Here is a 13703-nt window from a genome sequence, read left to right as displayed (position 1 = left end):
ACCCCGCCGGGTTTGGGATGAAAAACCGACTCCCCCGCGGCACAGCGGGGGAATCGCATTTTATTACTTCAGATAAGTCCAGGGGTTTACATGCTTTCCGTTGACACGAACCTCAAAATGGAGGTGGGGGCCGGTGGACCAGCCGGTGGAACCGATTTGAGTCAACGCCTGGCCCCGGGTGACTTTCTGGCCAACGGAGACCAGGATGGCGCTGTTGTGGCCATACAAGGTAGTGATGCCGCCCCCGTGGTCCACGATGATGTATTTTCCGTAACCGCGGCCAGGGGTATAAGTGGTCTGGACAAAAGCCACTGTGCCATCCGCCACTGCCACCGTCTGTTTGCCGTAGATGTTGGGGCCGGAAATGTCAATACCGGTGTGGAAGTCGGTGTTGTTAAACCGCCAGCCGTAGTCGCTGGTGATCTTGCTGTAACCGGGCACCGGCCAGCCCATGACGCCGCCGTTGTATTCGCCGGTGGAGTTGATGGACTGGTAGATCTTGTCGATCTCCGCCTGGACAGCAGCCATCTCCTTCTGCATCTGGGCCTGGTTGGCCAGGTATTCCTGTTCCAGCAGGGCAATGTCCTGGATCTGGGCTTCGGTCTGTTTGACCATGCCGCTCAGCTCCTGTTTCTTCTGGTCCATGGAAGCCTTGGAAACTTCTACATCCGCCTTGGAGGCTTCGATCTCCTTTTTGGCCTCTTCGATGTCCTTTTTGTCCTGGATCAGCTGGTCCAGAAGCTCCTGGTCGTGCTCCGCAATGGAGGAGACCATCTCCGACCTAGTCAGGAATTCAGAGAAGCTCTCCGCTCCCAGCAGAAGCCCGATGGTGGTGGATTTGTCGGTCATGTACATGGCCCGCATCCGCTGTTTGAACAGGTCGTAGTTTTCATCGATGTCGTTCTGCTTGTCGATGATCTCCTGCTCTTTTTCCTCAATGGTGCTGTTGAGCAGGTTGATCCGTTCGGTGAGCAGATTGATCTGCTGCTGGGTGTTGTTCACCTGGTTGTCCAGGTTCTTTTTCTCCGCCAGCTTTTTGTCCTTTTCATTTTTAGTCTTGTCGATCTGCGCCTGGATGGCCTGGTTTTTCTTTTCCAGCTCCGCATATTTGCTGCTCAAATCGTCCAGTTCATCCTGGTAGTCGGCGCTGGCCTCCAGCCGGACGCCCGGTGCGCAGACAAGCAGTGCGACGGCCAGCAGGCCGGCAGCGGCCTGGCGCCACTTCTTCTGATATTTCACTGTTTGCGCTCCTTTTATTCCTTCAGTTTACACGTCTTACACCCGCAGATGCTTGCGGACGAACACCATGCTTCCCCCTACGCCGATGCCGATGCCCAAAAGGGCAAAACCGCCGTACAGGGGGAGAGCGATATCTTTGAAGACAATGAAATTCTGGGCGACCATCTGCACCCAGCTGGTCTGGCTTTCGGCGATCACGCCTATGACATAGCCATAGCCCGCCCACAACATCAAAAACGCGATGGTGGCCGACACAAGGCCCAAAATCAACCCCTCCACTACAAATGGCAGGCGGATAAAACTGTCGGTGGCACCGACAAACTTCATGATGTTGATCTCCTTGCGGCGGTTGAACACCGTAATCTTGATGGTGTTGGCGATGATGATCAGCGAAACGGCCCCCAGGATCAGCACAATGGCCGACCCGCCCAGATAGACACCGTTTTTAATGCTGGTCAAGGTGCTGGCCACCTCGTAGGGGGCGTTGACCTTTTCCACTTCCCAGCGGCTTTGGATTTCCTTGACCGTCTCTTCCATACGGGCCAGGTCCTTCACCTTGATGCTGTAGGAGTTGGGGACAAAGTTGTCCTCGTAAAAGCTCTCCAAAAGCTCCCCGTCCTCCCCCAGAGTATCCAGCCACTGGGTCAGGCCCTCTTCCTTGCTGATGAACCGGACGCTCTGCACATTCTCCATCTGTTCCAGTTCTTTGGTCATCTCTTCAATCTCCGAATCGGTGACTTCGTCGTAGAGAAAGGCCACCACTTCATTTTGGGATTCCATCACCCCCACGACGTTGTTCACATCCAACGAGAACAGCACCGCACTGCCGATGAGCAGCAGGCAGGCCACCAAGGTGCCAATGGAGGCAATGGACATCATCCGGTTGGCATAAATATTGCGGGCTCCCTCTTTGATAAGGTAGCCAAAACTGCTAGATTTCATGGCGCGCTCCTTCCCAATGGTTATCTGAGACGATCGAGCCATTTTCAATGGTCAGGACCCGGTGGTTGAACTGGGACACCAAATCGTGCTCATGGGTGACCATGACGATGGTGGTGCCGCATTTGTTGATCTCGTTGAGGAGGTCCACAATCTCATAAGAGAGTTCCGGGTCGATGTTGCCGGTGGGCTCGTCCGCAATGATCAGCGACGGGTTGTTGACCAGCGCCCTGGCCAAGGCGACACGCTGCTGCTCGCCGCCGGAGAGTTGTTCCGGCATGCTGCGGGCCTTGGACTGCAGGCCCACCAGGCCCAGTATGTAGGGCACCCTGCGGCGGATGTCCTTGGTGGAAACATTGGTGACACGCAGCGCAAAGGCCACATTGTCATACACACTCATGGTGGGGATCAGGCGGAAATCCTGGAAGACAACCCCCAAGGTGCGCCGGAAAAAGGGGATGTCCCGCCGTTTCAGCTTGCCCAGGTTGTAGCCGTTGACCTCAATTTGCCCTTCGGTGGGAGTTTCCTCCATCAAAATCATCTTCATCAGTGTCGATTTGCCCGCGCCGGAGGAACCCACAATAAATACAAATTCCCCATCTTCAATGGTCAAATTGACTCCCTGCAGGGCCTTTGTCCCATTCTTATAGGTCTTAGAGACATTATGAAATTGAATCACTGTTACACCGCCTTGTTGTGGCCCGCAACGGGGGTTAGTATTTCACCGGGTTGGCTGTCAGGTATTTTTTGACCATCAGCGCCACTTTGAAGATGATGGCGTGGTCAAACTCCCGCAGATCCAGACCGGTGAGTTTTTTGATTTTCTCCAGGCGGTACACCAATGTGTTGCGGTGGACAAACAGCTTGCGGCTAGTCTCCGACACATTCAAGTTGTTCTCAAAGAACCGCTGGATGGTGAACAGGGTTTCGTGATCCAGGCTTTCGATGGAGCCTTTTTTAAACACCTCTTTGAGGAACATCTCGCACAAGGTGGTGGGCAGCTGGTAGATCAGCCGGGCGATGCCCAGGTTGTCATAGCTGACGATGGACTTTTCGGTGTCAAACACCTTGCCCACTTCCAGGGCGACCTGTGCCTCTTTAAAGGATTTGGCCAAGTCCTTCACCCCGATGACAGTGGTGCCGATGCCCACTACAACCCGGGTGTAGAACTCGCTGCCCAAGGTGTCCACGATGGAGCGGGCCAGTTTTTCCAGGTCCTTGCTCTCGATGCCCGCCTTGGTCTCTTTGACCAATACGATGTCGTTTTCGCTGATGTTGAAGACAAAATCCTTCTGCTTGTCCGGGAAGAGATTTTGAATCACATCAAAGGCCGAGATGTCGTTGGAAGACACGATGCGGATGAGCAGCACCACCCGGGTGACGTCGGTGTTGAAGTGCAGCTCCCGCGCCTTGACATAGATGTCACCGGGCAGGATGTTGTCCAGAATCACGTTTTTGATGAAGTTGTTGCGGTCGTACTTCTCATCATAATACTGCTTGATGCTGGAAAACGAAATTGCCAGGATGTTGCAGAATTTCACGGCCATCTCATCCGTGCCTTCTACAAACACCGCATACTCCGGCTTGGACTTGGAGCCGAAGGGCTTGTAGGTGAACCCGTCCCGCACAAAGGTGTCGTGGTTGTCGTTTAAATCCAGGACCAGATACTCGCTTGTCTCCCCGATGCGGGTCAAATCGCTGCACGAAATGATGGTGGCGGTTTCATCCACAACGCCAATCACTCGGTCGATGGAATCCCGCATCTGGTGGACGATGCCCTGAAATAACCTGTTGGACATAGCTTATTCCCCTCTTCACTGTTAAATATGTTATACAACTCTTCTGTCAACACAGCCAATCATATATATTTTACATAATAGCTATGGTATTTGCAACATAAAAACAGATAAAAGTTGTACCAACTCGTACATATTTTAGCATTTCCTAGCACTTTACCGGGATTTATATTCCATATATTAACATTTATAGAATATTTTGTCAATTCATGGCAGCAGTTTCTCCAGCCGTGTCTCAAATTATAGGTACCTTTCACGTGAAAAGGCTGGGCAGATTATCTAATTTTGACGAACCCAGCCGTCGTTTTCACCGAAAAAACCTTTGTGCACTTTTACCCCGTATTCTGCCCCAAAACGCAAAAAACCCGCGGCAAAAATGCCGCGGGCCTGCAACTTTATGCGGATTTAATTGCATAGGGTGCGCTCCGTCTCCTTGTCGAAGACATGGACCTTCTCCGGGTCGATGGCAATGCGGATTTCGCCGCCGGTGCGGGCGGTAGTTTTGGGATCCACCCGGGCAGTCAGGTTATTGCCGAGGAAGTTCAGGTACAGGTAGGTCTCAGCGCCCATCATCTCGGTGACCTCCACCTTACAGTCGATCACGCCGGTGGCTGCCTCCGCCAAATGCTGCTCATCGTCATACAAATCCTCCGGCCGGATTCCCATGACAACCTCTTTGCCGATGTACTCCCGGATTCCCTCCGCCTCAGCTTTGCGCTGGGGCAGGGCCACCTGGTATCTGGCCGGCTCTTCCCCTTCCTTGGCAGGGGCGGCAAACTCCAGGGCCAAACCGCCGTCTTTCTCCACCAGAACCCCGTTGATAAAGTTCATCTGGGGAGAGCCGATGAAGCCCGCTACAAACATGTTGCAGGGGGATTCATACAAATTCTGGGGGGTGTCCACCTGCTGGACAAAGCCGTCCTTCATGACCACAATGCGGTCGCCCATCGTCATGGCCTCCACCTGGTCATGGGTGACATAGATGAAGGTAGTGCCCAGCCGCTGGTGAAGCTTGGAGAGCTCGGTCCGCATCTGAGCGCGGAGTTTGGCATCCAGGTTGGAAAGGGGCTCATCCAAGAGGAACACCTTGGGCTCCCGGACAATGGCGCGGCCCAGGGCAACCCGCTGCCGCTGGCCGCCGGAAAGGGCTTTTGGCTTGCGGTCCAAAAGGTGGCTGATATCCAGGATGCGGGCAGCCTCCTCCACCCGGCTCTTGATCTCATCCTTGGGGATTTTGCGCAGTTTCAGGCCGAAGGCCATGTTCTCAAACACCGTCATGTGGGGATATAGGGCATAGCTCTGAAACACCATGGCAATATCCCGATCCTTGGGGGCCACATTGTTCATCAATTCTCCGCCGATATACAGCTCGCCGTCGGAGATCTCCTCCAACCCGGCGATCATCCGCAGGGTGGTGGATTTGCCGCAGCCCGATGGGCCGACCAGGATGATAAACTCTTTATCCGCAATTTCCAGGTTAAAATCGGTGACTGCGGTCACACCGCCGGCATACCGTTTATAGATTCCCCGCAAAGACAGATTTGACATAGCCTATCCTCTTTCTCCGGATGCCCCATTGATTTTCAGTATAAAAAACAGCCCGACTGCTGGCTCCGGGTAACAGCCTAGGCCCATAAAATACAAAGCGCTTATTTTAATGATACCAATTTGCATCATGCCTTACAATTCGGCTTTTCCACAAGAATGGCAAAACCCCTTTATCCAATATCACGAACGTCAGGGGGATGGCTTGTCCTCCCCTTGGGTGATCTGCACCAATTCTGCCGGGGTCAGTTCCCGGCAGGCGCCTAAGGGAAGGGATTCATCCAAAAACAACCCGCCCATACGGATCCGCTTCAAGGCCACCACCTGATAACCAAACCGCTGGAACATCCGCTTGATCTGGTGATACATCCCCTCGTGGATCACCACCTCCACCAAAGGGTTGTCCCCTGGTTCCAGGATGGTCAACTGGGCTGGGGAGCACTGGTCTTCCCCGGTTAGCCGCACCCCCTTCTGGAACTCCACTGCCACCGACGGGTCGATGGCCCGGTCCAGCCGGGCGAGATAGGTCTTGGGGACATGGTTTTTGGGGGCGAGGATGCGATGGGCGAAAGCCCCGTCATCGGTGATGAGTACAAACCCCTCGGTGTCCTTATCCAGCCGCCCCGCAGGGAACAACCCCTTGCGCCGCAGTTCCTGGGGTACCAGGTCCACAACTGTGGGCTGGTGGGGGTCCTCGGTGGCGGAAACCACTCCTTGCGGCTTGTTGAGCATCAGATAAAGATTCTTCTTCAAAAGGACGGGGGTTCCTTCCACCGTCACCTGATCCCGATCCGGGTCGATTTTCAGGTCGGGGGAGCGGGCTGCCGCACCGTTGACCAGGACTAAGCCCCGCCGGATCTTCTCCTTGACCTCCCGGCGGGATTCCATCCCCTGGGCGGCGAGCAGTTTATCCAGCCGTTCCAGCGCCATGACACATCCCCTTCCCTCTTCAAAACGTTGGCTATCAGTATACCATTTTGGAAAGGATTTTTCAATTCTCTCCCCAAAAGGATGCATTTTTCACCGTTTCTCCAAATATTTTCCGGATTCGTCAGCGGCCTTCGTCCATTTTATAGATGAGTTTGTTATGAATTTGGCAAACCGCTCAAAACAAAACGCCCTCCCAGGGGGACCCCCTCCGGGAAAGCGTCTCATCGGCGAAAGCGGTGTATTTTCGGTTACCTATGCATTCAGATATGACTTTAGGACGGCCTCGCCAACCCCTGGATAAACCCATCCAGCTGGGTGGAGGAAACATCCCCGCCGATGACCTTGCCCTGGTACACCAGTAGGTTGATCCGCACTTCTTCGCTGGAATCGGGGTAATTCTTCACCCGGTAGCCATACCGTTTGCACCGCTTGCCCCGGTATTTGGTCAGATCCAGCCCCTGCTCTTTTTGCAGGTTGTTATAGTTCTCATAGACGTCGTCAAACTCCTGAGGAATAGCTACCTCCACAATCTCCACCGGGTCGGGGTCCACTTCCCAACCCCAGCCAGCGATCAAATTCAAGCGGTCCTCTGCCGTTTTAGCGGTCAATTTCCCTTTCTTCAGGTTCTTTTCCGCAGGGGCTGCGGCAGAGGTCTGCCAGGAAATCTCCCAGACTTTTTCTTTGATTGCCGCCCCACCGGCGGCTACAGCCACAGCCGCCAAGCAGAGGGCCAGCAGCTTTTTGCCTTTCATCTTAAAGGAAACGATAAACATACCGCTTCACCTCCTGCCCCATTCTATGCAGAAAATGGGGCAGGCATGCCTTTTAAGTGACCTTTGTTTATGGTATACTATAAGCAAACGTTAAGCAGGCTAATTTTACCTTGGTTCGCGAATGGGGGTAGGCTATGGGTTCTCAATCGACACGTAAGGCCTTAGGCAAAGCCTCAATATTTCGCAAAAGTTGGATTTATTTACCACTTTTGGTAGTATACATTCTATTGGGGATGTCTACTGGATGGTTTCCCTTGTTGGGCGACGTAGCAGCAACCGTTGTACTAAAAGCTTATGGTTGGAGCAATTACCAGACCCTAAAAAGTGACACCTACTTCGCCCACTACAATCCAGTCTCTAGCTGTTATCAATTGTACATCGAAGCCGATGGGCCCAATCCTACACTGGATTATGAAATCAACACAGGAGAAATCCGCGATTCCAACATCGCATTTTCCCCCGGCTCCGCTTTGCAGAAAGCTATTGACGCCTGTAACGTTGTGTTGCCAGAAGAGGTTAAAATTTCGGTTACCCAATACTCCACTGTTTGGGATTTTAAAACAACTCGTGCGAGAATTCGTTTATTTCTTTACAACAAAGAAACCGTTGAGCCGCCTGAATCCATAAAGGATAAAATGATCCAATGCGGGCTGATTGTTTATCCTCAGCTGCGGGAATATTGTGACATCCGCGAACTCCAAATAAGCTACACAATGGAAAAATCAAACCAAAACAGAATACTTTGGTACCAGCTTACAATCCCCTTAAAGCAAGGGGAGGACCCCAGTGCGGAGAGTATGCGGGCAGCACAATTGACAAAGGTCTAACTCCCCTCAAATTTCAATTTCTCCTTAATGAGACTCCATCGCTGAACTACCTATAAAGCCCCGCTTCCCGATGTTGGAGCGGGGCTTTTGCATAAGCAAAAGCGGGCGGCAGCTGCCGTCCGCTTTTATTGGTGGGATTATTCTGCCTCGTCCAAGGCTTTGGCCTCCTCGATTACCTGGGCTTCCAGGTTGGAGGGGAGCTGCTCGTACCGTTCAAACTTCAGGATAAAGCTGCCTCTGCCCTGGGTCATGGACCGCAGGACGGTGGTGAAGTCGGCCATCTCGCTCATGGGGACTTCGCCCTCTATCTCCTGGAGGCCGTTTGCAGTGGGGTTCATTCCCAGCACCCGGCCACGGCGCTTATTCAATTCGCCCATGATGTCGCCAGTATAAGTGTCGGGGACCAAAACCTTTAGGTTGCCAATGGGTTCCAGCAGCACAGGGGACGCCTGAGGAATACCGGCCTTATAGGCCAACGTAGCCGCCATCTTAAAGGCCATTTCCGAGGAATCCACCGGGTGATAGGAACCATCCAGCAGGGTTGCTTTCAGGCCGACCATGGGATAGCCTGCCAACAGCCCTTTCTTGACGCAGTCCTGCAAGCCTTTTTCCACAGCAGGGAAGAAGTTCTTGGGAACCGATCCGCCGAATACGTTCTCCTCAAACACCAGGCCGTCGCTGTCGCAGGGTTCAAACTCGATCCAGACATCGCCGTACTGGCCGTGGCCGCCGGACTGTTTCTTGTGTTTGCCCTGGACTTTGACCTTTTTGCGGATGGTCTCCCGGTAGGCGACACGGGGCTGTTTCAGCTCTACCTCCACCCCGAATTTGCTCTTTAATTTAGAGACCACCACATCCAGATGCTGCTCGCCCAAACCGGAAAGCAGCTGCTGTTTGGTCTCCACATCCTGCTCAAAGCAGATAGTGGGGTCCTCCTCCATCAACCGCTGCATGGCCTGGGCCACTTTGCCCTCATCCCCCTTGTTTTTAGCTTTGACGGCCATGGTCAAGGTGGGGTGAGAGAAGCCGACAGGGTCAAATTTAACCGCCCGTTTGGGGTCGCAGAGGGAATCGCCGGTGACCGCTTCGGAAAGCTTGGTAATTGCGCCGATATCGCCGGCGGTGATAAAGGCAGTATCCTCCTGTTTTTTGCCCCTGGTGTAGATAACCTTGCCCAGGCGCTCGGTCTGGCCGGTGCGGACGTTGACCGGGTTCGAATCAGAGGCCAGCTTGCCGGAAACTACCTTTACATAGGAAAGCTTGCCCACAAACGGGTCTGCCACCGTCTTAAAGACAAAGGCAGACAGGGGGGCTTCGTCGGTACATTCGATCTCTACGGGGTTGCCTTCGGCATCCTCAGCCACTTCGCCGCCGCTCTCCCATGCGGAGGGCAGGTGGTCGACAATGGCGTCCAGCAGCATATCCACACCTTCCATCGTGAAGGCGGAGCCGCAGAGGACGGGGGTGATGGTGCCGTTTTTCACACCGGTGTGGATGCCGCGGATGATCTCATCCCGGTCAAACTGCTCACCGGAGAAGTATTTTTCAAACAATTCTTCATCGGTCTCGGCAACGGCTTCGGAGATGGCGACCCGCAGGCCCTCCAGCCGGTGGCCGAAATCAGGCATGGCAGTCTCGCTGGGCTCGCCTTTGTCACTGTAGGTGTAGGCTTTGTTGTCGATCAAATTGATATAGCACAGAACCTTGTGGTTCTCCACATAAGGCACCACGATGGGGCAGATGCTGGGGCCGAAGGTGGCCTTCAGCTCTTCCAAAACCTTGTAAAAGTCCGCATTGTCGGTGTCCATTTTAGAGACAAAAACCATTCGGGCTTTGTTCTGGTCCAGGGCCAGCTGATACGCTTTTTCGGTGCCGACGGTGACGCCGTCCTTGCCGGAAACGGTGATCAAAACACTCTCTGCTGCGCGGACGCCCTCATAAAACCCAGCCGCAAAGTCGAACAGGCCGGGGGTGTCCAACAGGTTGATCTTGGTGCTGCCCCAGGCAAAAGGGGCCACAGCAGAGGATACCGACACCTTGCGTTTGGTCTCCTCGGCGTCGAAGTCGCAGACGGTAGTTCCGTCTTCCACCCGGCCCAGCCGGTCAGAAGCTCCCGCTTTAAACAGAAGGGCTTCCGCCAAAGAAGTCTTTCCGCTCCCACCGTGGCCTGCCAACGCGACGTTTCTGATTTTGCCCGCAAGGTATTGTCTCATAACAAATTCTCCCCTTTTTGTAGTTTGATTGCCCGGTCGCTGCCGGACGTGCTGCATCTTTTATAAAATAGGGCTGTGCAGCCGGCTGATTGAATTGGAATATAGCATAATTATATAATTTTTATTTCACATATTCAAGCTTTTCTGTAAAAAACACTAATATTTCCCATACAAAAACCGGCTTCTTCCTTGTGCAACCTGTAGATTTTTTCGGAGAAAACCAAAAAAATCCACCGTTTTTCTCCCCTTTTGCCAAAAGAGGCCCTGGCTGCGATGCCAGGGCCTCTCGGAGGATGTGCCCCCGGCAAACTGTGCCGGAGGCTTCCACAATATTTGTTTGAAACCTCCCCAATTCCCCCATATTTTTCCAGAGATCTCAGGGAACAGGGCAAATTCTTTGGCTAATTACAGCCGCTTTAAGCTGGGGACAATGATGGCTGCCAGTGCGAAAAACATCTGGAACAGCAGCATCGACTCAAAGCCCATCAGCGACATCGAGCCGGTAAAGGCGAAGAAGATGACCAGTGCATACCCCAACACCAGACCGGCCAGCTGAATCACCGTGCCGGTGGTGACACTGCGCTTGAGGGTAGCCACCGTCTTAAAGACCTGCAGCTTGGAGAGAATGGAGCCGGTGTAGGCAATTTCCGCCCGCGCCCGCTTCCGGGGGCTGGTCAGCCGGTCGAACTCTCCGTATAGTTTGGCGGGGAGGATCTTGATCAGGTCCGAAGGGTAGCTGAACAGGTCGGAGACCTTTTGGCTGGTGACGTTGGGGTCGGTGGTGTGGATGATGAGGGAGATGTTCCGGTCGATCAGCTCAGCCAGTTCATCCACCACGTCGGGGCTGGGGTTGTAGCTGACGATGAACATGGCGGTCAGCTCCCCGGAATTGGAGATGTAAAGCACCTCCCGCCCGTCCCGGCGGAATTTCAATTCATAATCCCGGTCAGGGGTCTGGATCTCATGGTTGAGCATCAGCTCCCTGCTGCCGATGAGCACCCGTTTGCCGTCTACCCAGGCGGAGAGGCCCATACCATCCTCATACACCAGGTCGTCTACCGGTTTCAGCAGCTCCTCTTTGCCGCCAATCATCTGCATAAAGATATCGGTGAGAAGGCCGCCGCAGGCGGCGATGACGCTGGCCGCATCCACAATGGCCTCGTCGATCCGCTGGTCGGCAAAGGCTTTGATGCCGTGGAGAGTCATGGAACCGTCTTCAAACAGCTCGTTGACGTTCAAAGCCAAGGCCCCGGCATCATCGAAGTGGTCCAGAGCTTCATACCCGGCGATCATCGCGCCGGATTTGGACAGTATCCGGGCGCCCCGATAGAGGGGCAGGTTGCCCACAATGGCGCTGGTGAAGGGGGCGCAGATGCATAAGGTGGCGGTGAACACTGTGAGGGTTAAGTACAAATCCCGGCTGATGAAGTAGGACACAATGGAAGCCAGCAGGCTGAACCCCGCTAAAATGGGGGTGGAGATGCGGCTGATGCTCTCCGACTGATCCTCGCTGTAAGAACAGTCGAGGAACCGGGTCAAAAACTCCGCTGGGGCAGAGTAGGCCACATGGGGCTCCTCCAAATCCAAGCCCTGGGTCATTTCCTGGGAGAGGTTCCGGTCGCCCACCATCAAAAGGGCGTGCTTTTCATAGTCGCTGGACACCACCCGGAAGTTTTTCTGCACCCGGCTGATGAGGAACAGCTTGCCCAGGATGTTGAACAACAGCCCGGCGATGACAATGGGGAAATAGAAGTGGACGCCAGGGGTTGCCATATGCTCAAAGCCGATGACCAGCGCCACCCCTTGGCCGATGGCCGCTACCGTCGCCAGAGCCACGGCGCTGTCGTTGTCCGCTTTTAAGGTGAACAGGTTGATTAGGCCCCCGCCCACTGTGGTGCAGCTGACCACCGCTGCGGCGATCATCACCCCTAAGTTCACCCCAAGGAAGGTCTGCATATCCCTCTCTGGGAACATGAACTCCGGCAGGGGAAGGGGCAGGTTTTTAGAAAAGGCGAAATAGGTGGAGATGCCGAACAACAGGATGAGCAGCACCAGCTGCACCCACAGCCGCATCTTGGTGGAGGAGATATCCTTGGCCACCGAAGGGGCATCCTCCGGGCTGTCGTAGTCGTCCAGCTCATCAGCGCGCTGAATCGGCTCCTCCTCCAGCGGGGCGTTCAGGCGGAATTGGGCGGCCTTTTTCTGCCGCTGATCTTGGAAGGGGGTGCTTCGCCCAGCCATAGGGGGCAGGGCCTGGGTGAGGCTGTCATCCTCTCGCGGGGCCTCCCCTTTGGAGAGGGGGATGCTCATCTGGGTGGCGCCCAAATCCTCCCGCTGAAAGCGGTTTCCCGCCATCCCGTCGAACCGGGAGATGGGATCCTCCTCCTCTTCCTCCAAGTCCTCCCGGCGGAAGAGCTTTAATTTGTGGGAAGGCTTCTCCCCTTCCCCTTTTTTGTGTGGGATCTTCGGCCGGGCGGAATCCTCCTCCACCGCGAACCGGGACCGGCGGCTGGTCCCCTGCTGGGGGGGGAGCTCCCCAAACTCGCTGTCGTCGATCTTGACCGCAAAGTGCTCCCGGCGTTCCTCGGCCTTAGGTGGCTCTTCCACCGCCACCGCACTGCGCTCTGTATGGGGGACTGTCTCCGCCTGGGCTGCCGCCTTTGGCTCATCGGTCTGTTTGCTCAGTAGCCCGTTCGCCCGGAACACCGAGGAAAAATAGGCCTCCACGTTTTCAATGGGCTCCGGCTCCACCTCCTGGAAGGCGGCTCGCTCCGCCCGGGGGATTTCCCGGACGGCTTCCGGGGCAGCCCCTTTGGCGAGGGCCTCCTGCTGGGAACGCTTGGCGCTGCTGAACAGCTCCTCCGGCGCCCGCTGGCGGGGCTTGGAGGCGGGTTCTTCCTCTTTCCCGCCGCGGATAGCCTCCGTTGGGGCGGGCCTTTCCTGCTGGGGGCGTTTGGCGCTGCTGAACAGCTCCTGAGCGGATTGAGGCGCCTTGGCTGGGGCTTCCTCTCCCTGGGCTCGGGCCGCCTTCTTCCGCTTGATTTCTTCGAGAATATCGTCAACGCTCTGGTTCTTGTCCATCTCAATTCTCTCCTTTGCTGTAGTTGCCGGGCTACTTTGCCTTGAGCCCCATCCGCTGGCGGGCGATCTCATAAATCACAATGCCGGCAGCCACCGACGCGTTGAGGGAGTTGATCTCCCCCCGCATGGGCAGCGCCACCGTAAAATCACAGCTTTCTTTGACCAGGCGGCTGACCCCCTGTCCCTCCGAGCCGATAATCAGGGCGACCCCGCCGGCGTAGTCCACCGAGCACCAGGGCTGGCCGTCCATATCGGCGCAATAAGCCCAGATGCCCTTCTTTTTCAGCTCTTCAATGGTGGACACCAGGTTGGATACCCGGGCCACTGGAAGGTGTTCCATCGCCCCAGCCGAAGTCTTGG

The 13703-nt window shown here is 55.1% G+C and carries 11 protein-coding genes; 1 reads left to right on the top strand and 10 read right to left on the bottom strand.

The annotated features are described in order from the left end of the window. Positions 1-63: 63 nt before the first annotated feature. From BQ5353_RS10075 to BQ5353_RS10045, 7 genes are all read right to left on the bottom strand, one after another. Positions 64-1239 carry a murein hydrolase activator EnvC family protein gene (locus BQ5353_RS10075; protein ID WP_054331588.1) on the bottom strand — a complete coding sequence of 392 codons (1176 nt, stop codon included), beginning with the start codon at positions 1237-1239 and terminating at the stop codon, positions 64-66. Between the two features lie 36 nt (positions 1240-1275). Further along, positions 1276-2181, bottom strand: a complete 906-nt coding sequence (gene ftsX / locus BQ5353_RS10070; RefSeq protein WP_054331587.1) for a permease-like cell division protein FtsX — start codon at positions 2179-2181, stop codon at positions 1276-1278. Next, entirely contained in the window at positions 2171-2857 is a 687-nt protein-coding gene (gene ftsE, locus BQ5353_RS10065; protein ID WP_054331586.1) for a cell division ATP-binding protein FtsE, read from the bottom strand. Before ftsE ends, ftsX begins: the two co-directional genes overlap by 11 nt. 34 nt (positions 2858-2891) lie before the next feature. Then, positions 2892-3977 (bottom strand): helix-turn-helix domain-containing protein, encoded by a 1086-nt coding sequence (locus tag BQ5353_RS10060; protein ID WP_054331585.1) that lies wholly within the window; start codon positions 3975-3977, stop codon positions 2892-2894. A gap of 402 nt (positions 3978-4379) precedes the next feature. Next, positions 4380-5522 carry an ABC transporter ATP-binding protein gene (locus BQ5353_RS10055; protein WP_054331584.1) on the bottom strand — a complete coding sequence of 381 codons (1143 nt, stop codon included), beginning with the start codon at positions 5520-5522 and terminating at the stop codon, positions 4380-4382. 189 nt (positions 5523-5711) lie between these two features. Then, a complete protein-coding gene (locus BQ5353_RS10050) occupies positions 5712-6449 on the bottom strand; it encodes a pseudouridine synthase (protein WP_071428107.1) in 738 nt (245 codons plus the stop codon). A gap of 272 nt (positions 6450-6721) precedes the next feature. Next, the gene (locus tag BQ5353_RS10045; protein WP_054331583.1) at positions 6722-7222 is read right to left on the bottom strand and encodes a DUF4830 domain-containing protein; all 501 of its coding nucleotides are present in this window, start codon (positions 7220-7222) and stop codon (positions 6722-6724) included. 254 nt (positions 7223-7476) lie between these two features. Between BQ5353_RS10045 and BQ5353_RS10040 the strand changes: the two genes are divergently transcribed. Next, positions 7477-8049, top strand: coding sequence for a hypothetical protein (locus tag BQ5353_RS10040; RefSeq protein WP_152916841.1), 573 nt, complete (start codon positions 7477-7479; stop codon positions 8047-8049). 137 nt (positions 8050-8186) lie between these two features. On the opposite strand, the gene fusA is transcribed toward BQ5353_RS10040, so the two are convergent. The 3 genes from fusA to BQ5353_RS10025 all read right to left on the bottom strand — a co-directional run. After that, complete coding sequence (gene fusA, locus BQ5353_RS10035; RefSeq protein ID WP_071428105.1) at positions 8187-10262, bottom strand: elongation factor G; 2076 nt, start codon at positions 10260-10262, stop codon at positions 8187-8189. 405 nt (positions 10263-10667) lie between these two features. Beyond that, positions 10668-13343 (bottom strand): hypothetical protein, encoded by a 2676-nt coding sequence (locus BQ5353_RS10030; protein WP_071428102.1) that lies wholly within the window; start codon positions 13341-13343, stop codon positions 10668-10670. Between the two features lie 31 nt (positions 13344-13374). Beyond that, a partial coding sequence (locus tag BQ5353_RS10025; RefSeq protein ID WP_143117269.1) for a 23S rRNA (guanosine(2251)-2'-O)-methyltransferase RlmB occupies positions 13375-13703 on the bottom strand: 329 nt, incomplete at its 5' end.

It is taken from the genome of Merdimmobilis hominis (assembly GCF_900104615.1).
GTDB classification, from domain to species: Bacteria; Bacillota; Clostridia; order Oscillospirales; family Ruminococcaceae; genus Merdimmobilis; species Merdimmobilis hominis.
Note: the sequence above shows the minus strand (reverse complement) of the source record. Positions and strands in the feature narration are given on the sequence as shown.